This window comes from Rhizobium sp. Leaf262, from assembly GCF_001422245.1.
Classification (GTDB): Bacteria; Pseudomonadota; Alphaproteobacteria; order Rhizobiales; family Rhizobiaceae; genus Agrobacterium.
In genome coordinates, this window is the sequence record NZ_LMMM01000012.1 from 223,562 (window position 1) to 246,424 (window position 22,863).

Annotated in this window: 17 protein-coding genes and 1 tRNA gene; 8 read left to right on the plus strand and 10 right to left on the minus strand. The window is 56.1% G+C overall.

Translation table 11 applies throughout. The annotated features are described in order from the left end of the window. The first annotated feature begins 157 nt into the window (after positions 1 to 157). Positions 158 to 727 carry a site-specific integrase gene (locus ASF29_RS12075; protein ID WP_062450921.1) on the plus strand — a complete coding sequence of 190 codons (570 nt, stop codon included), beginning with the start codon at positions 158 to 160 and terminating at the stop codon, positions 725 to 727. A 77-nt stretch (positions 728 to 804) separates the two neighbouring features. Continuing rightward, positions 805 to 1,572, plus strand: coding sequence for a hypothetical protein (locus ASF29_RS12080; protein ID WP_156462642.1), 768 nt, complete (start codon positions 805 to 807; stop codon positions 1,570 to 1,572). On the opposite strand, the gene ASF29_RS24390 is transcribed toward ASF29_RS12080, so the two are convergent. Then, complete coding sequence (locus ASF29_RS24390; protein ID WP_156462643.1) at positions 1,510 to 1,941, minus strand: DUF6626 family protein; 432 nt, start codon at positions 1,939 to 1,941, stop codon at positions 1,510 to 1,512. The genes ASF29_RS12080 and ASF29_RS24390 overlap by 63 nt on opposite strands. A 108-nt stretch (positions 1,942 to 2,049) precedes the next feature. On the opposite strand from ASF29_RS24390, the gene ASF29_RS12085 reads away from it, so the two are divergent. The 4 genes from ASF29_RS12085 to ASF29_RS12100 all read left to right on the plus strand — a co-directional run bounded on the left by ASF29_RS12085 (position 2,050) and on the right by ASF29_RS12100 (position 7,267). Continuing rightward, positions 2,050 to 2,517 (plus strand): hypothetical protein, encoded by a 468-nt coding sequence (locus ASF29_RS12085; RefSeq protein WP_062450923.1) that lies wholly within the window; start codon positions 2,050 to 2,052, stop codon positions 2,515 to 2,517. Between the two features lie 755 nt (positions 2,518 to 3,272). Then, complete coding sequence (locus ASF29_RS12090) at positions 3,273 to 4,982, plus strand: hypothetical protein (protein ID WP_062450924.1); 1,710 nt, start codon at positions 3,273 to 3,275, stop codon at positions 4,980 to 4,982. A gap of 61 nt (positions 4,983 to 5,043) precedes the next feature. Continuing rightward, a complete protein-coding gene (locus ASF29_RS12095) occupies positions 5,044 to 6,306 on the plus strand; it encodes a hypothetical protein (RefSeq protein WP_062450925.1) in 1,263 nt (420 codons plus the stop codon). A gap of 46 nt (positions 6,307 to 6,352) precedes the next feature. Continuing rightward, a complete protein-coding gene (locus ASF29_RS12100; protein ID WP_062450926.1) occupies positions 6,353 to 7,267 on the plus strand; it encodes a hypothetical protein in 915 nt (304 codons plus the stop codon). A gap of 10 nt (positions 7,268 to 7,277) precedes the next feature. Here the strand turns inward: ASF29_RS12100 and ASF29_RS12105 are convergent, their stop codons facing one another. After that, positions 7,278 to 8,057 carry a DUF2958 domain-containing protein gene (locus ASF29_RS12105; protein WP_062450927.1) on the minus strand — a complete coding sequence of 260 codons (780 nt, stop codon included), beginning with the start codon at positions 8,055 to 8,057 and terminating at the stop codon, positions 7,278 to 7,280. Positions 8,058 to 8,370: 313 nt separating this feature from the next. Continuing rightward, complete coding sequence (locus ASF29_RS12110; protein WP_062450928.1) at positions 8,371 to 8,817, minus strand: hypothetical protein; 447 nt, start codon at positions 8,815 to 8,817, stop codon at positions 8,371 to 8,373. A 133-nt stretch (positions 8,818 to 8,950) separates the two neighbouring features. On the opposite strand from ASF29_RS12110, the gene ASF29_RS12115 reads away from it, so the two are divergent. Then, positions 8,951 to 9,805 (plus strand): hypothetical protein, encoded by an 855-nt coding sequence (locus ASF29_RS12115; RefSeq protein ID WP_062450929.1) that lies wholly within the window; start codon positions 8,951 to 8,953, stop codon positions 9,803 to 9,805. A gap of 59 nt (positions 9,806 to 9,864) precedes the next feature. On the opposite strand, the gene ASF29_RS12120 is transcribed toward ASF29_RS12115, so the two are convergent. From ASF29_RS12120 to ASF29_RS12150, 7 genes are all read right to left on the minus strand, one after another. Beyond that, a complete protein-coding gene (locus tag ASF29_RS12120) occupies positions 9,865 to 11,172 on the minus strand; it encodes a tyrosine-type recombinase/integrase (RefSeq protein ID WP_062450930.1) in 1,308 nt (435 codons plus the stop codon). A gap of 190 nt (positions 11,173 to 11,362) precedes the next feature. Then, positions 11,363 to 11,438: transfer RNA gene (locus ASF29_RS12125), tRNA-Phe, on the minus strand. Between the two features lie 299 nt (positions 11,439 to 11,737). Beyond that, complete coding sequence (locus ASF29_RS12130) at positions 11,738 to 12,136, minus strand: hypothetical protein (protein ID WP_062450931.1); 399 nt, start codon at positions 12,134 to 12,136, stop codon at positions 11,738 to 11,740. A 176-nt stretch (positions 12,137 to 12,312) separates the two neighbouring features. Then, on the minus strand, positions 12,313 to 12,804 hold the full coding sequence (locus ASF29_RS12135) for a hypothetical protein (RefSeq protein ID WP_062450932.1): 492 nt from the start codon (positions 12,802 to 12,804) through the stop codon (positions 12,313 to 12,315). A gap of 275 nt (positions 12,805 to 13,079) precedes the next feature. After that, entirely contained in the window at positions 13,080 to 15,296 is a 2,217-nt protein-coding gene (locus tag ASF29_RS12140) for an FAD-dependent oxidoreductase (protein ID WP_062450933.1), read from the minus strand. Positions 15,297 to 15,485: 189 nt separating this feature from the next. Continuing rightward, positions 15,486 to 16,694, minus strand: coding sequence for an acetyl-CoA C-acetyltransferase (locus tag ASF29_RS12145; RefSeq protein ID WP_062450934.1), 1,209 nt, complete (start codon positions 16,692 to 16,694; stop codon positions 15,486 to 15,488). A gap of 101 nt (positions 16,695 to 16,795) precedes the next feature. Continuing rightward, positions 16,796 to 18,592 carry an acyl-CoA dehydrogenase C-terminal domain-containing protein gene (locus ASF29_RS12150; RefSeq protein WP_062450935.1) on the minus strand — a complete coding sequence of 599 codons (1,797 nt, stop codon included), beginning with the start codon at positions 18,590 to 18,592 and terminating at the stop codon, positions 16,796 to 16,798. Between the two features lie 352 nt (positions 18,593 to 18,944). Here ASF29_RS12150 and ASF29_RS12155 point away from each other — a divergent pair, with 352 nt between their 5' ends. Then, positions 18,945 to 22,700: a peptidoglycan-binding protein gene (locus tag ASF29_RS12155; RefSeq protein ID WP_062450936.1), complete on the plus strand. Its 3,756-nt coding sequence runs from the start codon at positions 18,945 to 18,947 to the stop codon at positions 22,698 to 22,700. Positions 22,701 to 22,863 lie beyond the last annotated feature (163 nt).

Genomic DNA, 22,863 nt, shown 5'->3' on the forward strand with positions numbered 1-22,863 from the left:
AATATAATTTAATGCACATTTTCTGAGGTTTCAGTCCTTAGCCCTACTAAACTCTTGGATCCGTAGAGCAATGTCCTCCGCACAATCTCTGCTCGCCCTTCCGTGTCATCGGCAACATAACGAATGGCATGTAAACGCTGCTTTTTGTGAGGTTTAGGTGAAGCAAGCTCGGGTTTTAACGGAAACAGAATTCAAACGGGTACTGGCTGTCGTCGCGCAGATGAAACATGCCGGGCGCAATAGGCTGACGTTGATGCTCTCCCATCTCGCAGGCTTGCGTGTAGGTGAAATTGCGGCGCTAACCATGCGCGATGTCTTCGACGGTGAACGTGAGGTTCGGGAGCAACTGCGGCTTCGGGCTGAAATCACCAAAGGCGGCCATGCTCGGACGGTCTTTTTGAATGAACGGCTGCGACGCGAGATAGAGCGGTTCAGCATGGATCGGCCCGAAAGCGGAGATGCTGACGCGCCGTTGCTCCTTACACAGAAACGTACGCCATTTTCTGCAAACACACTCTGCCAGTTGATGGGACAGATTTACAAGCTGGCCGGGCTTGAGGGGGCGACCTCGCATAGCGGTCGCCGCTGGTTCATCACCCGGCTTGCGCATTCCGGGGTCAGTCCTAAGGTCATCATGACGCTCGCCGGTCACCGTAACCTCACCACCACTCAACGCTATATCGATGTTCGGGACGACATGATGAAAGCCGCCGTCGATTTGCTGTGAGGTGAAGCATGACTCATCTGATTGTTTTCGCTCTGGTCGTTCTGTCCACGTGGGCAGGTGGTGGCTCGTTCTCTTACATGTTCGGCTCGTTCTATGTCGTGATCCTCCTGGCATTATTTGTCAGCGGCGTCATTGCAATCCGCGTGACCGCGTGGGCGGGACTTGGCGCATATTCCTGGTTGATTGTCGTCGGGCTCATTGGGCTTTCCTATATTCTCGGAGCGACCTTCAGATTTTGGGCGCTTGATCTGCCTACGTACAAGCTCACTGAAAACGTGCCGATCAAGATAGAGATATTGCGCAATAACGGTAGCGCGACCGGCGCTGTCCGCATCACGAATGTTGGCAAAGACCCAATGATCTCTGCCAACGTAGCGTGTCGCATCTTTCACGATAACGGCGAGCCGGTCGCCAAGCTGCTCAACGGCGGGTTTGGCCGGTTGGCGCAGCTTGATACTGGATACGGCAAGACGACGCTTGTGGCGACACCCACCGATTTCAAACGCTACCGGAGTGATCCGAACCTCATGGAATGCTGGCCGAAAGACGCAACGTTCGTCACGCCATTGCCATACAAGATTGAGCTGCGCGTTAAACGCAACGTCAACGACGGCAGGACTGATTTTTACGTGGCCAACCGCGATCAGGTTCCGTTGAAGAACATTCAGTTCAATTGTGTCAACGACCGGGACGAGCCAATGAAGGTGGCGGCATATCCGGCCTATCAGCCGAACAGTTTCGCCAATACGATCATAGATGTGGGAAAGACTGTGAGATTCGTCTCAGACAGCGCGGTGTGGAATTTTCATGGTTGCCGCGTGTCGAATGCGATAGAGGCCGATTGATGTCAGCAAGGGCTGCAACGCAGACAACCAGACGCGGGCATAAAGGCTCCCCCTTGGCTTGTCCGTCGAGAACCGTTCAAAGAGCAGTTGGAGAACCAGTTTCCGTTGATACTGCTGAGCCCGGAACAGCAGATGTTCTGCCTCAAGCTCAATGATGCGATGATCTGCTGACTTGGTATCAAGCTCAAGGCGTTCAAGCAGCGAACGTAATACAGCTTCAGGAACCTGTCGGTCGCGCGCACTCATTGAGGTGAGGTAGCTCGCACCTTTGCCCAACAGCTCAGTTGAGAATTCCGCCTTGCTTTGCACCAATCCGGCGTCTGATAGCCGTTGATATAGCATCTCAAGCAACTCGACATCCTGTCCCATAACATCCTCCTTCGAAAACCTTCCCAGCGCGCCGCCGTGTGCTGCTGAGGCATAAATAACTCAGTTATTTATCAACGGTCGCTGCTGAAGGAGCAGCAAGGAGATGGCATGACACAGAACAATCAGGCGCGGCGTCAACGGCTAAGAGACAGTTATGTAGAATTCGTTGAGCAGATGGAACCAAATGCATTCGTCACCCTGGTTATCAACGACATCGGTGAAATAGCGGAAATGACGAGGCTCATCGGCAAGTTCTGCGGCATGATGGATCGGGAAATTTGCGGGCATAAGTTCCACACATACTCGATCGATAGGCGCACGAACGGTGTCTTTTTCATCGAGCATGCAAAGACGAACATACACGCCCACGGACTGCTCAGGTTCCCAGACAGCCTGACGGTTGACCTTCCGCTCCTGACAGCACGCAAATGGAATGTTCTGACCAAAGCAGGGACAACAGATTTCCGGCCCGTTCATGATGCTGCTGGCGTTGCTGGCTATTGCACAAAGGAAATGGCAACCTTTTCGTTCGACGGCGATCAGGTCGTGCTCGTCAGCCAGTTTATGAAGCATTGAACTATAGATACGCGTAAATCCGTGTGGCCACGCCTACGTTGCATTTGCGCGCATTGCATGTCTAAAAATCCTGCTGCTTCTCAAGAGCGGCAATGGAATTCTACCATTAGATGATAAGGTTCAGTGGAGATGAAGACATCTTTAAAATGATATGCAAGCATTTAATGAAGCAAGATCATAGATGATCAAACATCAATACTATTAAACCCCACCTAATAAAAGCCATTCTGCACACTTCTCTTGCTGAAACTTCCTCTTAGAGGAACATATGGCTGAATTTTCCATAATAATTCAAAAAATCAATTATATATTGATTATCTCCATTGACAATTATCTAGGTTTACTCCATCTAAAGCCCATCGTGGTTCCGGCTTATTGCCAGCCGGAAGACTGCTCCACAACAAGAGCAGTAAGTGGAAAAGGGCGGCAGCCCTGAAACCAATCCATGTTGCGGCCTTCGGGCAACTTTCCTGTTTGAAGCAGGTTAAGTCGGTTTCGTCCAGCATCATGGAGCAGGCAGGTGCAGCTCCGAGAGGGGCGCGGTTCAAAAAAACAGTTAAATTTCCATTCGTATGGAATGAGAAATCTGTCCCCTTCAAAGGGCTATCGGCAACGATAGGAACCGTCAGTATAGAGGCGGCACCAACAAGAGACCGTTCTGCGATGCGGCTCACCAACACCGGTTAACTCCGGGGGTGAGCTGTTGTGCGCAAACGCAAAATGCCTCGGCTCACCTTTCGATTGAAGGGTGAATTATGTCTACGAACTCCAAAACTCTTACTTCGACATCCGATGTCGCTATTGCAGCAGCGTACAAACCTGATGTCCAGCTCGCCTTACCGAATATTCCATCGCTTGGGTCTGCTCCAGGTGCTGCCGACGCTAATACTTGGCATGAAGCCACCAAGACCTGTGCCGGTGAAGCCATCACATTTGCCGACAAAAAACGGGACGCGACCCGGCAGACATTTGCCATGATCGTGATGGACACTCAACTCCATACCTACAGCTTCTACGAGACAAAACTTAAAGAGGCGGGCCTGGGGCTTCCGCAGAAAAAGGAAACGCTGACATACGGCATAGCGTGGCACCTTAAGCTTGATGTATCCGACGCGAACAAAAAGATAGCTACCGACAATTCCAAGACGCTCAATCGTCTCGTTTCGGCGGGGCAGCGCCTAATCGCCCTGGGTCGCAAGGAACTTGGGATAGAACGCGGTCAGATCAACGTCAGCTACGACGCCAAAGGCGTTACCGATCTTCTCAAGATCGTCATTCGCGAGGGTGGTATAAATGCGATGGCCCTCGCAAACGGCAATATCGTAGATGATAAGCTAAAGTCGATCGTACTTTCATCAGACCGTCTGGCGAGCCGTCGGGAAGGGCTTCTTATTGGTCGGGGTGAAATCGTTCTTGCTGTTACCAAACCGGGGGAAGACGAAAATGCAATGGTGACGCAACCATTGTCATTGCCGCCGGAAGCTATGGTCTTCATTTACCCGCAGCTGAAGCTGGCGGATCCCCGAATTCGCTTCCTGGCGGAATTGTTCGCGATCGGTGAGGCAGTTGTCGAAGAGAAAACCGACCATCTCGTGAACCCGGAGACAGATGATCCAAATGATGCCTATGCTGCGCGCCGCGTGGCATCACGCCAGTATGTGTTCCACCCTGATGGGAAAATGACAGTATCGCCGATTTTGAGAGATACGAGTGTAGTCATCGTTGTTGAGCCAAAGCTTGACCTGCTGGATGTCACTGTCGAAGGCCACATCAAGTTTCAGACGTTTGGACGGCGCCGCGCTGCTATCAACATTGCAGGCGCGAGGCAAGACGCTTTCGATTTCGAGTGGGCCGATGCGGCTGAGACGGAAGGCGTAGGGCGCATCAAACTTACGACTCCTGCTGCAAGTTTTGATGCCGACAAGCTTAAGGACGTGGGGCTGCTAATTGAGCATGTTCGTTCGAAGCAGGGAAATCTCCCGCTGATCATCGATCCTGTCTTCTCCCCAAAAATTGATCTCGGCTCTGTGCGGGGGCTGCTGGACAAGATGGATGCAGTATCGCAGTCCGCAAAAAAGATGCGGAAAAACGACATGTCTGTAAAGGTCACCGCAGAAGCCGAAAAACTTTCGTTTTCGGGTTATTCAAAAACAGAGGCGGTCCAGATCGACGCAGTAAACAGCAAGGCGCGCGTTGATGTTCGCCCTGACGATTTCTTTGCAGTCACCGCAGCGATCAAAACGGTCGAGGTCCATGGCGATTTCAGTGTGGCCATCGACCCGGACATGCTGGTGATTTCGTTCAAGACTGAGTTCGCCCACTACAGCATCCACATTCCTTCGGCGTTGCAAAAAATGGTTCGTTCGAACCGGCACATCATGAAGCTTGATCCCGTCGCATGGCCGGAGCCGCAGGCCGTTGCAGGAGCGGATGCCGACGCTGGTGAGAACACCTCCAAGGCGTGATCTATACGGGCCGAGAGTAAAGCTCTCGGCCTTCCCCTCTTCCTCTAAAAGGAACGTCTCAATGGATTTTGCGAAACTTTGGGCGGATTATGCCCTCTATCTACCCGCGCCCAATCAAAATTACGCGCACTTCGCGGTCAAGACTGCAACCGCCGAACTATCGGCACGACTGCCTCATGAGGTGAAGCCGAAGGATTTCGATTTTCTCGGCTCAGGGAGCAAACTTTTTACGTGGCCCAACGCTCTTTACACAGCTGCCTTCGCAGTCGGGGACAAGCAGCCCGACATGATCGGCCAGCGCGACCGCAGCGCGAGTTTCGTAGTTGGGGACAGCGGCGGCTTTTCGCTGATCAACGGAGCAGTAAAGTCTTCTCAGGCGTCATTTCGGAAAGAGGTTCTTCTTTGGCAGGAGCGGTGCTGCGATGTTGGTATTATTCTCGACGTTCCCACCCGTAGTCTCGATGTGCCGAAAAGCGGCGTCACATCGTTTGAAGAATGTCTAACTCGAACAATGGATAATCTGAGGTTCGCCAAAGATAACCGGTCAAACCCGGACCTCCGCCTTCTGTCAGTTCACCAGGGACGGAACCATAAGGAAGCGAAACTCTGGTGCGGTGGAATCGCTGATCTGCCGCTTGAGGGGCTTGCGATCGGCGGCCATACGAGACTGGACATGTGGTTTTGGGCTGCTAGGTTTGTCGACATGCTCGACGCGGGCAAGTTCGACCACGTCGCCCATATTCATTTCCTCGGCACCAGTCAGCCGACCTTTGCGGTTCTCGCGACTGCCTTGCAACGTGCTTTGCGGAAACATGTGCGAACGGATATTTCTGTAAGCTTCGATAGCTCTCTTGGTTTTGCGATTGCGCAGCGCAACGGTCAGATTACCACCGGCCTCGTCGCAACCGATACCGGCTTTCGGTTGAGCAATCATACGCTTCCTGCCCGCGGTGGTGAGTTTAATCCGGGCGCTCCGTTTCCATACCGCAGCCCTTTGGCCGACCTATGTACTAACGGCGATTTCATGCCGGGTAACGATCCTTCCAAAGCCGCAGTGGATACTATCGGTAATATGATGGTGTCTAATCATGCCGTTCACAGTGAGCTTTCCGCAATCATGCAGGCGAACCGCCTAGCAGACATGGCCCAACAGGGAAAAAATTCCGCCGTGGCCTATAGCCTGCAACGCTGCATCACTCTGATCGATGAGACATTCGCTGGCCGACAATCGGGCAAGGCCCTCAATTCCTTGCGTACGCTCATGTTAAAAAGGCCACTGAGCCTCGAGGAAGAGGCAGGCAGTTCAGATGGCTACGTCAGATAGATGGAAACGCCTCGCCACAAACTCTCCTCAAAACGAAAGTCTACCAATGCCCACAATCGACAAAACCTACGGCAGCATACCCGTCACATTCCCCGATACGCCGTATTCATCCGGCGGTCTTTTCGCGGCGTACATCGTCTCCTTTATGCCAAACAACCAAAAGCATCAGGACTCGCGGCGGCTCGATCTTGAAAAGCAGCTACGCTGGTGGGAGCTGATGACCGATATCCCTATTCACGTCATCGCCTCCAACTGGGGACCGCTTGCGTTGAAGAATGCGCGAGAACTCGGCCGTCTAGTGGCGCGTGGCGGTGGTGTAATTCAAGCGCCCGCGCAATCCGTTGTTCTCAATCGGAATGCTGCTCTGGAAGCATTTTATGCGAGTGATCATCCTTGGGGAATCATCATGGACGACGATGCTATTCTCTATGATAGTCCCAATCATAATAGCGGCGCAGCATTCTTTTCGGAGATGGCAAAAAACGATTCCGGGGCGTATGACGACATCGACTTTTTCTTTCCAATCAATCCGGGAAAACCGCCCGGACACAACACGATATGGTCAGCTGATCCGGTCATATATCGGGACCACCATATATTTTCCGGTAATTACGATCTCAAGGGCAGCTTGTTTATCGTCAGAAACTTCCGGCTTTCGGGTCGGCCCCAAATTCTTACGCCACCCCATACCGGGCTTGGGGAGGACACGTTGCTCGCCATGGAGGCCGTCAGCCAAGGTTGCACGGTTTATCGCTGCGACAACATCGTGCTGAAGGAGTTTTCCGGTAAAAGCCATTTTCGCCATACAACAGCTAAAATGAAGAAGGGCAACGAGGTCATCGCGGCGAAGTACGGGGCTCAAGGCCTGCGGATGGGATCGGAACATTTGCTGGATCGCCGCGACTTTGTGAGGAACTGCCTATCGGGTCGTCCGGGTCGAGTTGTCGTAGCAAAACCATAGGCGGCGGAGGCTAGAATTTGTAATCCTCGTAGATCGTCCGCCCACGGAGCTGTTCCATCTGTGGATGCTCTCGACATTGCTGGTCAAAGATGCGGGAGATGACCTGCGCAGGCTCTGGCGACGGGAGCGACGGAACAGCGCCGGAAAGGTCCAATTCAGATAATTCAGGCGCATCGGGAATGCGCCCGGACTTGGCCGCTGCCTTGATATAGGCGCTGATCGGTAGAGTGGCCGTGAAGGTCTCATCCCGAATGAACTCGATGCCAAGCATCGGGCGTAGCGCCATGATGTCGGAAATCCACAATGGCTGGAACACAGGTTTGCCTTCTCCGAGACTGTGTAGGGTATCGACAGCGTGACCGCAAAAACGGCTGCGGGTCAGCAACATCACGGCGTACCCGTTCGGATCATAGAGGCGGGCAACGGGCGGGAAATCCGCGTCCAGTCTTGCATGCCAGTCCAGGCGGTGCATTAAAGTTCTCGGAAAGAGCCGCTGATATCGGCCCGGTCGGTCCATCTCGTGAACGGTGACTTTCTCGCCCTCGTCGAGAGCAAACAGCATGATCGCACGCCAGGACAACGGTGACAGGTAGCTTCGGCGGTGAACAACCCCGCCTATCTCGTAAACAAGGTCCAAAGATGATCCCTTGGCCTTTTGCTTATGGAAGGAGATCGCGCCCACATGTAGGTCGGTCATGAATAGCAGGGCGAGATCGATCCTTGCCTGCTCGATATTCTTGCGATTGTCGTTGTCGCTGTGGCAGCGCGATCTCTTTTGGTGCTCTCGCATATAGTTCCCGCTTCTGTTCCGGCGGGAGAAAACTGCCTTTTGCCTGAGAGAGCGAGCTAAGAAGTGGAGGGTGATCAAAACACGCAATGCCGTTAGGCTGGGGGCAACAGCGCAAGGGACAGCATCCGGCGCAATCATGCAGAAGCACAGACATATCAAGGAATGCGGGCAAGACCTGAAGTGCAGCGTGACAGCGGTGAGCGGGAACCACGTGCCGTTGACGCTCCCTTGGACCCATCGCCAGAACCACGAACCCCATGAGATGGTATCCATCTCATGGGGTTCGTATGTAGCTTGAAGAGGATTGCGTTGCTTAGCTCGTTTTGCGCAGCATCTTGCCTCGCTCTGCAGCAGCAGCCGCCAGTTGTACGTCGAGCTCACCTGCGCGGACTGCGTCGACCAGCGTATCGATGATCGCCGGAAGAGTTACCAGTTCTCCGACTTCGATGGCATTCTTGTCTTTGGCGAAGTCGATGGACTTGCCCGCATAGCGCAGCACGAAGAAGACCTTGCCCGTCGCATCCGTGAACCATCCCTGACGGACGCGCTTGAGGGTTTCAACCTCAACGCGCTGCCCCTCGGCATTCTTACGACGAACCGTATGTGTGGGCGCGAACGCCTGACCGGCTATCTTCGCCTCTGCCATCTGCTTCTGCTCAGTCAGCGTTGCGATCATTTTTTCCCGCGCCCGCTGTACAGGATCGACAGTTGCGCGAACAGGTACGGCAGACGTGAGCTTTAGGGCCTTAAGATGCGACATTCTGTGTCCTTTCTGAAACTGTTGCAAGTGTTTCCCGGATACAGCCGTCTGCCAAAAGGGCGAGCGAAGAGTTCTGTAGGTGGGAGACACAGTGCGCGGATTTGGTGTATCTAGAGCACCAAAGGAGTTGCACATGGCGAAGCAATTTTACTCGGTCAGAACAGGAAAAAATAAGAATGCAGCGGGGTTTCCGCTCGAGGTCATCAGAGATTTGTTCATTCGTTTGTTCCGCGACATCCGAGCTGAAGGCTATTTCAATGAATACCTTGGGTGGTACTGCGTCGACCAAGGGGATGTGCCCGGTCTCATATTATCTCCCGATCTCGACATGATGCTTAAGCTTCGAAAAGATGGACTTTGGCCCATTGAGGAAAAATGCCCGTTCTTCACAGAAGACGATTTATTGGACGTCATCGAATATCTCTTTTCAGTTGTGTCAAAGCCGATTGATGGGACGTATCACTCGTTTAACGACTGCGGCATGCACTGGGAAACCTTTAACAAGCACGAGGGCGAAAGAGTTTTCCGTCAAAAAATCAACGATCTTCTCGATCTTTATGAGGGGGAGTTTGAATTATCGGAAACCGGTGACGTCCTGCACAAGGCCGAACAGGGTTTCGAAGCGATTTTTGCCGCTGACACCCCAACTAAGGACGAAAATATTCGCGGTCGCATTGACACGGCTATAGCTCAATATCGGCGTCATGGGTCAAGTATTGATGATCGGCGGCAAGCTGTTCGCGATCTGGCTGACGTACTCGAATATCTTCGTCCACAGGTGAAAACTGTTATCGAACACAAGGACGAAAGCGATCTGTTCAATATCGCTAACAATTTCGGGATAAGACATCATAATGAAAAACAGAAAACGGGTTACGATGCAGCCGTCTGGTTAAGCTGGATGTTTTATTTTTTCCTATCGACCATTCATGTCGTTCTGCGAAAGATTAATCGTACGAATGAACAGCGCGGGAACTCGGGAAAATAAGCCGGCTCGGTTCCTAAAACGAACAGACTGAGTTCGGTGCGCAAAGCATCCGCTCTTACTCACCATTCCTTATGATCAGGCCTAAGCTGATCCTTGCGGCGCTCGGTGCTGACCTGACCATAATGCTTGTCGATCATGGCGATAGAAGTTCTCGTATTCCGAGCGATGTCGTAAACATCAACGCCCCGCGCTATCATCTCGGAGATATAATAGTGCCGTAGCGAATATGTCGTGCGCGCCACGCCACGAAAATCCTTCTGTAGATTGCAGACCTTCAAAAGCTCGGAAAAGCCTTTTTTGAAACTCTGAATTCGTTGCCCATTCTGATCGGCAAAAACGGGATCATTATCATCCGGCCCCCGCCCCAACTCTCGCTCGAAAGCATCCCAAAGCGTGTGGAGCCATGGAATGACGGAAAGTTGAGGCACGACAGCGCCATGCTTACCCTTCCCCTGCACCTGAAACCGCACATCCTGATCTGCCAGCTTGCTTACACGCACCGAGCGGAAGCCGACGACATGGCCCCAGTTGAGATTTTTAAGTTCCGTTGGTCGCATGCCTGTACCGGAGGCGATTTCGATATGGGCGTGTAGTTTCAGCCTGTCGGAGATAACATGCATATTCTGCCGAAACTGCCGCCATACTCGACCATCTCGTCCACGGATCAATTTCCCCTTTCCGCTGTGGTCTGGATAAATGCGCTGGAGGCTGCTGTCGATGAGCGTTTCAAATTCCTCCGGCGTAAAGCTGGGGCGACTGTTATCAATCCGCTTGCGGACCTTGATGTCAGGAATCTCGAGATTACCGCAATAACCCCATTTTACTGTCTGCCGAAACAAGGCCCGAACGATAGTCAGTTCACCCCTCTGCCTGCTGATCGTTGGGATTTCATGACGCGCCGAACGTCGCAGAATTTTACCATTGCGTTCATAGCGGATGAATTCGATGTCCTTACCCGGACCTGACACCCAGTAATTCCGCCGCCACTCCATATACCGTTCGATGTCGGGTTCACGGACGGTATCAATCGGTTTGTTTGCAAAAAATCCCACAAGGTAACGCCGAATGACGGGAGGCCAGTCGCGGGGATGATACTCGCTGCGGTCATTGCGTTCGCTTTCGGCAATGACAAGCTTGATAAATTCTTCAGCCACTTCCGAGAAAGGACGGACAACTGGTGTAAAGCCGTTCTTTACGCGATAGTTCGCTTCGCTCCAGATTTGATAGGCCTTGTGATGAGCCTCTTCAAAATTCTCTGTCTCCAGACTTTTTCGAACCTGCTTGCCGCCCGCTGAAAAGCGAACCGACCAGATGGTCCCACCGGGGCGCTGAAAAAGGGCAAATGGCTGCTTGGTACGCTGCAACATGAAACTCTCCGAAATCGGTTACGTTGCTAGCACGCCTGCGTTAAAGCTGCGCTAATCCGCGCCTAAGTCGGCAAGACAAGACTTGAAAGAAAAGAGCTATTTGCGGAGTGTGCTAGATGTGCGCTAGCGTATTTCCAGTATAAGCGGGATCAAAGAGCTTTAAAAAACACCAATAATTCTAAGAAGTTAATGGTGCCCGAACGCGGATTTGAACCACGGACACGCGGATTTTCAATCCGCTGCTCTACCAACTGAGCTATTCGGGCACTACAGGTTCTTGTCGAACCTTCGCTTTTATGAAGCGCCGGAGAAGCTTGCTGCCCCGGAAGTGAGCGGGGTTATAACATCTTGTTCGGCCATGGCAAGCGCCTGATTCAACTTTTTTGACAGTTTTTTGGCCGCGGCTGTGGGCAGGCTTTGAAGAGAGTGCGGTTGGTGACAAAAGGTGGGGCAAAGCTTCTAAGGTATTTGATTTTTAACGGCGGACTGTAGCTGTCTCGCTTATGCAAACAAAAGCGGCCCGCTTGTGCAGGCCGTCTGAATCATTGAGTTTTGTCGCTACATTTTATCGGGACCCTGCGGACAACCCCAATGCGAAGGGAACTGCTGCAACGAGCAGGGCCATGATTGGTGATGATGCGAAGATGCGACCCGCCAGCGAAGTGATGGCGACTGAGCGGACGACGGGTAGCCAGTTGGCCAGGTCTGCGCCGTGGCGCGACGTGCCGTGCTGTGACGTGCGCGCTGCCTGCGACTTTTCCACCTGCTTGCGAATAGCGTCCACCTCGCGACGGAGCTCTGCCACATCTTCGCGAAGCGACGCTTCTACGCCGTGTTTTTCCGATGGTTTTGCGCGGACGGGCGGCTTTTTTGCGGTTGATTTCACGTCGTCGTCCAGTTGAGACAGTTCATCTTCAAGGTCTGACGGCTTGTCGAAACCATGGGAACGTATTGGCGCCCGCATTCAATTTTCCTCTCATATGCATTTGTGGCCACAAGCTGCGACCGGATGGCAATATTCTGCAAACGCAGCAGTGAGGAAAAGGATGCAGTGTTTATCGTATCCGATGGCTCGACCCGAACGTCGAAGGACGCCGCCGCTTTTGCGGTAGCGTCCTACTTTATTTCAGGGTGGAACGATTATTTCACAGGCTTCAGGGACTGTAGAATGCCGACCAGTTCGCTATGGTGCGCATACTGCGTGGCTTTCGTGCCCCAATAGGTCACGACCAGCATTTTGCCGTCTCTCGGTGAGGCGAAGCCGAGGGAGACATCGACCGGTCCGTCTTCATCCTTGCCGTCGAACTCGATACTGCCGAATTTCATGCCGTTGATGTCGACATCGCCGGAATCGGACTTGGAATTGGCATCGATTTCTACGCCATTGTCCGTCAGGAACTTGATGGCATCGTCGATGACCTTGTCCATGGTCTTATCATTGGCAACGTCGATGGAGAAGTAGATCGCTGAATCTGGCGATGTCGCATCGATGCCGGATTCGGTTTCTTTCGGGCTCCAATCGTCCGGGATTTTGACCGAGGCGATGGGTGCCTCGCTGGGAAATTTCAGCGTTTCGGCCTGGGCAAAAAAGGGTGCCAGAACGATGGTCGCAGCAAGGATAGTTCTTTTCATGGGGGAAGTCCTCTGGGATCGAGGCGCGCTATATCTGTCAGCAATGGTGCCTCACCCGTTGCCAAATTCGATATAGAGGATAAGCCGTTATTATGTCACTTAAATAATATCAAGTAATGAAGAATGCTAAGACAAAGGTTAATTGAGCAGGCACACCCAGCCTGAGTAAAAGTGATTTATATTTTTGATATTATACAATGATAAAACAATTACAGATTGCTGCCGACAGAAAAACAGGCCTCGAAAGGCCTGTTAATGGTTGAGTGCCTGCGGTGTTAGGCTGCCTTTGCGGCGGCCCCATAGGGATCGAACCTACCATAGAAGGTATCGCCCTTGGCGGCCATATCCTTCAACAGCGCGGTTGGCTTGAAGTGCGGGCCGTAGGTTTGGCTGAGCTTTTCCGCAAGCTCCACGAATGTTTTCACGCCCATGCCATCGATATAGGACAGCGCGCCGCCGGTGTATGGCGCAAAGCCGAAGCCAAGGATGGAGCCGACATCGGCTTCGCGTGGATCGGTGACGATGCCTTCTTCGACGGTGCGGGCCGCTTCCAGAGCGATGGTGACGAGGAAGCGCTGTTTCAGCACGTCCATGTCGACATCCTCAGGCTTCTTTTGCGCATAGAGGTCCTTCAGGCCGGGCCAGAGAGACTTCTTGGCGGGCTTGGCCGGATAATCGTAAAAGCCCTTGGCGTTCTTGCGACCAAAGCGGCCCTCGCCTTCCACCATCTTCTTGACCAGCTCCATATGGCGCGGATCGACAGCCTTTTCGCCCAGATCGGCAACGGTGGCCTTGAGGATCTTGTAGGAGAGGTCGATGGCGACTTCATCGTTCAGCGCCAGCGGTCCCACAGGCATGCCCGCGAATTTCGCGGCATTTTCGATCATGGCGGCGGGCACACCTTCGATCAGCATGTCATAGCTTTCAGCCATGTAACGCAAGACGCAGCGATTGACGAAGAAGCCGCGGGTGTCGTTGACGACGATCGGTGTCTTCTTGATCTTGGCGACGTAGTCCAGCGCCACGGCCAGTGCCTTGTCGCCCGTTTCCTTGCCGAGGATGACTTCGGTCAGCATCATCTTTTCGACGGGCGAGAAGAAGTGGATGCCGATGAAATCGCTCGGGCGCTTGGAGTTTTGGGCGAGACCGGTGATGGGAAGGGTAGAGGTATTGGAGGCGAAGATCGCACCTTCCGGGAGCACCGCTTCCACCGCTTCGATCACGGCCTTCTTCACGTCGCGGTCTTCGAACACGGCTTCGATGACGAGGTTTGCTGTCTTCAGCGAGGCATAATCCGAGCTTGGCGTGATGCGGGCGAGGATGGCGGCACCCTCTTCTTGCGTCATGCGGCCCTTGCCGACGCTGTCCTTCACCAGACCTTCGCAGGTGGCCTTGCCCTTGGCGGCGGCTTCATCATCGCGGTCGATGAGGGTGACGTCGAGACCGGCAACGGCGGTGACGTAAGCGATGGATGCGCCCATGAAGCCAGCGCCGACGACGCCGACGTGTTTCAGATCGCTCTTTGGCTGGCCCGCGGGGCGGCGTGCGCCCTTGCCCAGTTCCTGCATGGAAATGAACAGCGAGCGGATCATCGCGAAGGCTTCCTTCGAGCGAAGGATTTCCGTGAAATACCGCTGTTCGACCTTCAAGGCCGTATCGAAGGGCAATTGCAGGCCTTCGTACACGCATTTCAGAATGGCGAGTGCTGCGGGGTAATTGCCAGCGCTTTCGCGGCGCAGAATGGCCGGGGCTGCGGGCCAGAGCTGGGCGGCAGCGGGTGTCCAGATGCCACCGCCGGGGGCCTTGAAGCCCTTCTCATCCCATGGCGCAACGGGCTTCAGGCCGTCCTTGATCATCTGCTTGGCAGTGGGGATCAGCTGATCCGGCTCCACCACCTGATGGACGAGGTTCATGGATTTGGCGCGGCTGGCCGTCAGCGACTGACCGGTCGTCATCATTTGAAGCGCGGACTGCGCATCGGTGAGACGCGAGACACGCTGCGTGCCACCGGCACCGGGGAAGATGCCGACCTTGATTTCCGGCAGTGCCAGCTTGACGCTCTTGGCGTTGGAAGCAACGCGACCATGGCAGGCCAGCGACAGTTCCAGCGCGCCGCCCATGCAGGTGCCATTGATGGCAGACACCCAGGGCTTGCCGTTGGTTTCCAGCTTGCGGTACAGCCAGTTCATCTTGCCGACGAGATCGAACAGCTTCTTGGCGGCCTCATCCGGGTTTTTCTCCTTCTCCTCATGGTAGAAGGAGAACATGGACTTGATCATCGACAGATCAGCGCCGCCGGAGAACGTGCTCTTGCCCGATGTGAAGACCACACCCTTGACGGCAGCATCCGCCACCGTGGCATCCACGATGGCATCCAGCTCTTCCAGCACCTGCGCGGTGAAGACGTTCATGGATTTTTCCGGCATGTCCCAGGTGACAAGGGCGATGCCGTCTGCGTCTGTTTCGACGGTGAAATTGGTATAAGTGCTCATAGTGGGATTCCTCTTCCCTGAATTTCTCGATGCCGTCTGCCTGTCTCTCACCGTCATTCCGGCCTTGAGCCGGAATCCAGTGACGCGACGTCTGTCGCGTCAAAGAACCCTTTCGCGCCGCAGACGCGGCGCTGCTGGATCCCGGCTCAAGGCCGGGATGACGGAGGTAAGGGCAGCGGCGCTGCGCATTCAAACCCGCTCGATAACCGTTGCCGTGCCCATGCCCGCACCGATGCAGAGCGTGACCAGTGCGGTGTTGAGATCGCGGCGTTCCAACTCGTCCAGAACCGTGCCGAGGATCATCGCGCCGGTGGCACCCAGCGGGTGGCCCATGGCAATCGCGCCGCCGTTGACGTTCATCTTGTCGTGGCTGATGTCGAACGCCTGAAGGTAACGCAGCACGACGGCGGCGAAGGCTTCGTTGAGTTCGAAGAGGTCGATATCGGCAATCGACATGCCGGTTTTCGCCAGCAGCTTTTCGGTGACATCAACCGGGCCGGTCAGCATCAAAGCCGGGTCGGAGCCGATATTGGCAAATGAGCGGATGCGGGCGCGGGGTTTCAGGCCCATGCTCTCGCCGCCAGCCTTGGAGCCGACGAGAACAGCAGCGGCACCATCGACGATGCCCGATGAGTTACCCGCGTGGTGGACGTAGTTGATGCGCTCCACTTCCGGATGCGCCATGATGCCGACGGCTTCGAAGCCGCCCATTTCGCCCGGCATCTGGAAGGATGCGTTAAGCGAGGCGAGCGCCTGCATATCCGTGCCGGGACGCATATGCTCGTCACGGTCGAGAATGGTGATGCCGTTCTGGTCTTTCACCGGAATGACGGAGTTCTTGAAGTAGCCGTTTTCCCAGGCGTGGGCGGCGCGCTTCTGGCTTTCCACGGCAAACGCATCCACGTCATCGCGGCTGAAGCCGTATTTGGTAGCGATGAGATCGGCAGATACGCCCTGCGGCATGAAATAGGCCGGGAAGCTGACGGAAGGGTCCATGTACCAGGCACCGCCGGACATGCCCATGCCGACGCGCGACATGCTTTCCACGCCGCCTGCGATGACGATATCGTCCGCGCCTGCCGCAACCTTGCCGGCTGCGAAATTGATGGCATCCAGACCCGAAGCGCAGAAGCGTGAAATCTGCATGCCCGGTGCCTTGGTGGAATAACCGGCCTCGAACGCCGCACCCTTGGCGATAACGGCACCGGCATCCATGACCGGATCGACACAGCCCATGATGATGTCATCGACGGTGGATGTATCCAGTCCATTGCGGTCGCGGATGGCTTCCAGTGTCTTGGCGGCCAAGCGGACGGACGGCACTTCGTGCAGCGATCCATCCTTCTTGCCGCGCCCGCGCGGGGTGCGGACGTGGTCGTAGATATAAACGTCAGTCATTTCTCATCTCCCTGTCGGCGCGTGCGCACCTGAATTCAGTGGCATAGACCTTGGGGAGAACCCCTCCCCAACCCTCCCCACGAGGGGGAGGGAGTCCGTGCTCAAAACGCTTCCGCAGCCAGTTCCATCATCGTGTCGGCACCGGCCTCAATGCGGATCTTGCGAACCGCTGTTTCCGGCAGAATGCGTTCCATGAAGAACTTCGCCGTGACGAGCTTGGTCTTGAGGTACTGCTCATCCGATGCAGAACCCGAGGACAACGCAGCCTGTGCGGCCTTTGCCATGCGTGCCTGCATGTAACCCAGCACCACGAGGCCGAAGAGGTGCATATAGTCGGTCGAACCGGCACCGGCATTGTCTGGCTTGGCCATGGCGTGCTGCATGAACCACATGGTGGCCGCCTGAAGGTCGTTCAGGCCCTTCTTGAGACCCTTAGTGTAGAGCGTGAGGCTTTCATCGGCGCGGTTTTCCTCGCAGAAATCACCGATTTCCTTGAACAGCGCCATAACGGCACGGCCGCCATTGAGGCCGAGTTTGCGGCCGACAAGGTCGAGCGCCTGAATGCCGTTGGCACCCTCATAGATCATGGTGATGCGGGCATCGCGCACATACTGGCTCATGCCGTGTTCTTCGATATAGCCGTGACCGCCGAAGACCTGCTGGGCCATCACAGCGTGATCGAAGCCCTTGTCGGTCAGCACACCCTTGAGGATAGGCGTTACGAGGCCCAGCAGATCGTCTGCTGCCTGGCGTTCCTTCTCGTCGGTTGCGCGGTGGGCAATGTCCGATTGCAGCGCGGTCCAGAGCAGGAAGGCGCGGCCAGCCTCGTTATAGGCCTTGATGGTCATCAACGTGCGGCGGATATCGGGGTGAACGATAATCGGATCGGCCTTCTTTTCCGGTGCCTTGGCACCCGAGAGAGAGCGGCCCTGAATACGCTCGCGGGCATATTCCACGGCGTTCTGATAGGCGATTTCGCCAACCGACAGACCTTGCAGGCCAACGCCGAGGCGGGCTTCGTTCATCATCACGAACATGGCCGACAGGCCCTTGTTCTCGGCACCGATGAGATAGCCGGTCGCGTCATCGTAATTCATCACACAGGTGGCGTTGCCGTGAATGCCCATCTTGTGCTCAAGCGCACCACAGACGACGCCGTTGCGTGCGCCGACCGAGCCATCGTCATTGACGAGGAACTTCGGCACGATGAACAGCGAGATGCCCTTGGTGCCCTCTGGCGCACCTTCGATGCGGGCGATAACCAGATGGATGATGTTGCTGGTCATGGAATGTTCGCCAGCCGAGATGAAAATCTTCTGGCCGGTGATCTTGTAAGAGCCGTCGCCCTGCGGCACGGCTTTGGTGCGCAGCAGGCCAAGGTCGGTGCCGCAATGGGGCTCGGTCAGGTTCATGGTGCCGGACCATGTTCCCTCGACCATCTTCGGCAGATAGGTCTGCTTCTGTTCATCGGAACCATGCGCCAGAACGGCGGCAATAGCACCCTGCGTGAGGCCCGGATACATCATCAGCGACAGGTTGGCCGACGACATATATTCACCGATGGCGGCGTGCAACGTGTAGGGAAGCCCCTGCCCGCCATACTCTGGCGGCACGGCAAGGCCAGTCCAGCCACCTTCGCAATAGGCATCGTAAGCCTGCTTGAAACCGTCAGGTACGGAGACCGAACCGTCTTCTGCGCGCTTGCAGCCCTGCTGGTCGCCAGACAGGTTGAGCGGGAAGAGCTGCTCTTCGGCAAGCTTCGCCGCCTCGCCCGTGATCGCCTCGATCATGTCAGGCGTCGCATCTTCGAAGCCGGGCAGATTGTTGTAGCGCTCGATGCCGAGCACATCATTGAGAATGAAAAGTGTGTCTTGAACTGGGGCCTTGTAAACAGGCATTACGGACGATCCTCCACATCGCGCGCCGGACTGCTCCGGCCTCATATGCGGTGACAATATTTGACGTGCGCGTAAACGTCAAATGACATTTTGCACGAATATGGCGAGTCGGATTCAACTCTACCTCAAGTTTGCGTCAGCCGTGACAAGCTTCGCGCAAGCCTAATACTAAAGAAATCGTTAAAACAGGAACTGCTAATTAATAATTTGTTAACCACATTTCTGCAATTGTTCGTCTTCAGGGACCGCTTCGAGAATCGCGTGGTTCCTGTGGCCGAATTTAAAAGACCTTTGCTTGCTCCAACCATGGGGACCAAGCGAATAACCGGGCAACGATGAAGCGGGCAGGAAGATGAACGGATTGCGATCAAACTCCCAGCAGCACAGTGACAGATCGTCGCTGGATGCGCTCAACCGTACCATCGAAGGACTTGAAGCCCGTATCGACGATCTGCTGGGTGCCAAGCCCGGTCGCCAGGCCTACGACAACGCGCAATCCCGCCCAGAAACCGAACGCGCGGCGATGACCGGCAGCCCGGCGCGACCTTCATCCAATCTACGCTTCGACCCTGTCAACGAAATCCGCCAGCGTCAGCAGGCGCTCGACGCACGCTGGGAACGCCAGCAGGCGGAGATGCCGCGCCGCACGGATCTGTCCGCCGAGCGGGATCTCGATCGTCGCTACAGCGACCGTGACTACCGCGCCTCCACCGCCATTCCACCGGCACGCCCCCGCCCAACCGCACGCTACGAACGCACCGCACCTCCACCACCAGCACCCGCCCAGGGCGATGCTGCGTTGCGCGAAGTGGCAGAGGCACTGGTCAGCCTGCGGCAGGAACTGAAGCACGAGATCTCCGAAGGTGTCGCCCGCGAAATGCAGGGTGTGCGCTCCGAACTTCGCAATATCCGGACCTTTGCCGAAACCCAGGATTTTGCCGAGGATATCCGTGAGGATGTCGCACGGCTGGCTGCCAGTATCGAGCGTATGGGCCAGACGACCTCGCCGGACGCAGAAGCGTTACGCAGCGAATTCGAAGAGCTTCGCAGCCTGATGGATCAGGTTGCCCGCGAAGACAGCATGCACCGCATGGAAGAACGCTGGGGCAATGTCGAGGATACCCTGCGCGGCTTCGACACCGCACCGCTTCAGGAAGAAATCGTGGCACTGGCCTATCGGCTGGATGACATCAAGAGCCAGCTCGGTTCGGTCGGCAGCAATGCCAGCGTGCGGGCACTGGAAGAGAAACTGCTGACCATCGCCAGTGCCGTCGAGCATATCGGCAAGCATGTGCAGCCCAACGATCAAGGCTATGACGAGCATTTCTCCGGCCTCGACCAGAGGCTGGATGAAATCAGCCGCGCCATTGCCGCCGCCGGAAACCGGCCTGCCCCGTCCTTCGATCCCGCTTTGGCTGACCGGCTGGAAAATCGGCTGAACTCTCTGTCTTCACAGATGGATGCGCTGAGCGACTACTCGAAGGCAAAGGACAAGCCGTCCGAAGCCTTGGGCCTGCGTCTTGACGCCCTGACAAGCCGCATCGAAGAACTGTCTGCAGAACGCAGCGTCTCGCAGCTGGGTGAACGCCTCGATCAGCTTTCGCTCTTGCTGGAGCGTTCGCAGCGCCCTTCCAGCCAGCAGCCGGAACTGACCACCTTCCTCACCGATATCTCACGTAAGATCGACGAGCTCGGCACCGGTGCGGTCAACGACAAGTTGGCGGAGCGGCTGGAAAAGATCGCCCGCCGTATCGAGGAAATCGAAGCAAAGCCTGCTCCGGCCAAGGCCCTGTCCTACGACACCGCGTTCAAGCGGCTGGAAGATCGCCTGAGCGACATCGCCGCCAAGCTGGATGAAACGAAGGCACCGGCGGCTGCCGTCGAGACCACCGGCATGTCGCCGGAGCTGGACCAACGCATGTCGGCCATCGAAGACTATATGGCCTCGAGCGACGAATACATCATCGAGGCGGCACGTCAGGCTGCGGAAGCGGTGCTGGAAGCACACACGCGCAACAATCTGGCGCAAACGGCAACCAATGGCGACATCGCCATTTTGACGGAACTGGCCAACGACCTGCGCAAGCTGGAAGGTTTGAGCCGCAATACAGAAGAGCGCACGCACCGCACCTTCGAAGCGTTGCATGAAACGCTGGTCCAGATCGCCGGGCGTCTCGACAATCTGGACAGCCGTGGTGGATCGCGCGCACCGGCATCGGCTGCAAGCACAGATGCCGATCGGGAGTGGGCGGATTATGACGGCCATGCACGCATGCCGGCTGCCACCTTTCCCGAAGACGGGCTGATCGCGCAAGAAGGCCGCAGCGCGGTGGAACACGTGTCGGGCGCTGATACGGAGACATTGGTGCCGCCTGAGGCGGCGAAGTCTGACGTGCCGACAAAGCGTGGCCTGCTTTCTGGACTGACCCGTCGGTTCAAGTCCAGCGCGGCAAAGACGGAAGACGCACCGCAAAACGAGGTTTCGGCCCGCACCCTTATCGATCCGGCCCCAGCACTTGATCCTGTCGATGCCTTGCAGGCCGACATCGAAACGGAACTGCTGGAGCCCGGCTCCGGTGCGCCGGACATTAAGAAAATTCTCGAGCGTGTGCGTGCTAGCCAGACGGCAGCAGCCCGCGCCGGTGCAGGCGAAGGTGACAACCGAGCCGATTTCATCGCTGCCGCGCGCCGCGCCGCCCAGGCCGCAGCGCAGGAAAGCGTGCCCGAAAGAGGCTCGGCCTCACGCATGCAGCGCGACACGACGGATCAGAAGCAGGGTTCTGCGCTGTCCCGTTACCGTCGACCCCTGCTGCTCGGAATCGGCGCCATTCTTCTGGCGATGATGGCCATGCCTGCGATCAAGTCCTTCGTGGGTGGTGAAGCAACGCCTCCTGCCGTTGCGACCGAGCCGAAGACCGTCGAACCCATGTCTGCCCCGCCGGCAGCAGAACCGGAAACGACATCGGCCAAGGTCGAACCCGCCGTTACGATCCCGGTCGAGAGCACCATCGATGAAAGCGCCAGAGCAGCCGGGGAACGGATGCAGGCGGATGCGGACAAGGCCGAACACCTGATCGATACCAGACCGATCGGTGGCGCGCGACTTCCGCAGGAAACGCCGACGATCGTTGCACCGACGACGCCGAAGATATCGGACGTTGCAGAACACCTGCAGCCAGCCGCTGCAACTGCCCCATCCGACGTCACGCAGCCTGAGTTCGCGAAGACCGATTTGCGCGCAGCAGAGCCGATTGCTGTTCCGGCCAACATTACCCCACCATCGCTGGCCGAGGCCGCCGCCAAGGGCGATGCGCAGGCGCTATTCGAGATCGGAGCACGTTTTACCGACGGTCGCGGCGTCGCTGCCGACCGGACGGAAGCCGCCAAGTGGTACAAGCTGGCTGCCGACCGCGGTTTGGCACCGGCCCAGTACCGCCTCGGCAACATGTATGAGAAGGCAAACGGCGTAGAGCGCAATCTTCCCGAAGCCAAACGTTACTACCAGATGGCCGCAGATCAGGGCAATGCAGGCGCAATGCATAATCTCGCCGTGCTGCTTGCGTCCGACGCTGCCGGTGCACCGGATTTCAAGGCCGCTGGCGACTGGTTCATCAAGGCGTCCAACCTCGGCGTTCGCGACAGCCAGTTCAACCTTGCCATTCTCTACGCCCGCGGCAGCGGCGTGCAGCAGAGCCTAGAAGAATCCTACAAGTGGTTTGCCATCGCCGCCCGCGACGGCGACATGGATGCGGGCCAGAAGCGCGAGGACGTCGCCAAGGCCATGCGGCCCGAGCAGCTTGCCAGCGCCAAGGCGAAGGTTGATTCATGGCAGGTGACGCCGCTGAACGAAGAGGCCAATTCCATAAACACGCCTGCCGAATGGACCGGCGGCGAAGAGATCAAGACCTCGTCCGTCGACATGCAGAAGGCGATCCGCAACATTCAGGCCATTCTCAACAACAATGGCTTCAAGGCTGGCGAGCCGGATGGCAAGCTGGGCAAGAATACCGTTACCGCCATCAAGGACTTCCAGAAGTCCGTTGGCCAAACGCCGGATGGTCGCATTACGGACGAACTGGTCACGGCCTTGCTCGCCCGCAACAAGTAATTCGGCGTTCGACCTTTCTTTCCAAATTATCAACGTATTTGCCGTTGAATAATTGACACTCATGCCTGCCAAGGGCATGACCGATGAAAGGTCGCATGGCCGCTCGCCTTGACCCTTCAGACAGATACCATCCCTTCGTGGCAAGGCCCGCCTGATGGCGGTT

What these genes read in the sequence shown, in the direction of transcription:
- ASF29_RS12080 (WP_156462642.1), top strand. Translation starts at nt 805, where the DNA reads ATGTTCGGCTCGTTCTATGTCGTGATCCTCCTGGCATTATTTGTCAGC.
- ASF29_RS24390 (WP_156462643.1), bottom strand. Translation starts at nt 1,941, where the DNA reads ATGGGACAGGATGTCGAGTTGCTTGAGATGCTATATCAACGGCTATCA.
- ASF29_RS12085 (WP_062450923.1), top strand. Translation starts at nt 2,050, where the DNA reads ATGACACAGAACAATCAGGCGCGGCGTCAACGGCTAAGAGACAGTTAT.
- ASF29_RS12090 (WP_062450924.1), top strand. Translation starts at nt 3,273, where the DNA reads ATGTCTACGAACTCCAAAACTCTTACTTCGACATCCGATGTCGCTATT.
- ASF29_RS12095 (WP_062450925.1), top strand. Translation starts at nt 5,044, where the DNA reads ATGGATTTTGCGAAACTTTGGGCGGATTATGCCCTCTATCTACCCGCG.
- ASF29_RS12100 (WP_062450926.1), top strand. Translation starts at nt 6,353, where the DNA reads ATGCCCACAATCGACAAAACCTACGGCAGCATACCCGTCACATTCCCC.
- ASF29_RS12105 (WP_062450927.1), bottom strand. Translation starts at nt 8,057, where the DNA reads ATGCGAGAGCACCAAAAGAGATCGCGCTGCCACAGCGACAACGACAAT.
- ASF29_RS12110 (WP_062450928.1), bottom strand. Translation starts at nt 8,817, where the DNA reads ATGTCGCATCTTAAGGCCCTAAAGCTCACGTCTGCCGTACCTGTTCGC.
- ASF29_RS12115 (WP_062450929.1), top strand. Translation starts at nt 8,951, where the DNA reads ATGGCGAAGCAATTTTACTCGGTCAGAACAGGAAAAAATAAGAATGCA.
- ASF29_RS12120 (WP_062450930.1), bottom strand. Translation starts at nt 11,172, where the DNA reads ATGTTGCAGCGTACCAAGCAGCCATTTGCCCTTTTTCAGCGCCCCGGT.
- ASF29_RS12130 (WP_062450931.1), bottom strand. Translation starts at nt 12,136, where the DNA reads ATGCGGGCGCCAATACGTTCCCATGGTTTCGACAAGCCGTCAGACCTT.
- ASF29_RS12135 (WP_062450932.1), bottom strand. Translation starts at nt 12,804, where the DNA reads ATGAAAAGAACTATCCTTGCTGCGACCATCGTTCTGGCACCCTTTTTT.
- ASF29_RS12140 (WP_062450933.1), bottom strand. Translation starts at nt 15,296, where the DNA reads ATGAGCACTTATACCAATTTCACCGTCGAAACAGACGCAGACGGCATC.
- ASF29_RS12145 (WP_062450934.1), bottom strand. Translation starts at nt 16,694, where the DNA reads ATGACTGACGTTTATATCTACGACCACGTCCGCACCCCGCGCGGGCGC.
- ASF29_RS12150 (WP_062450935.1), bottom strand. Translation starts at nt 18,592, where the DNA reads ATGCCTGTTTACAAGGCCCCAGTTCAAGACACACTTTTCATTCTCAAT.
- ASF29_RS12155 (WP_062450936.1), top strand. Translation starts at nt 18,945, where the DNA reads ATGAACGGATTGCGATCAAACTCCCAGCAGCACAGTGACAGATCGTCG.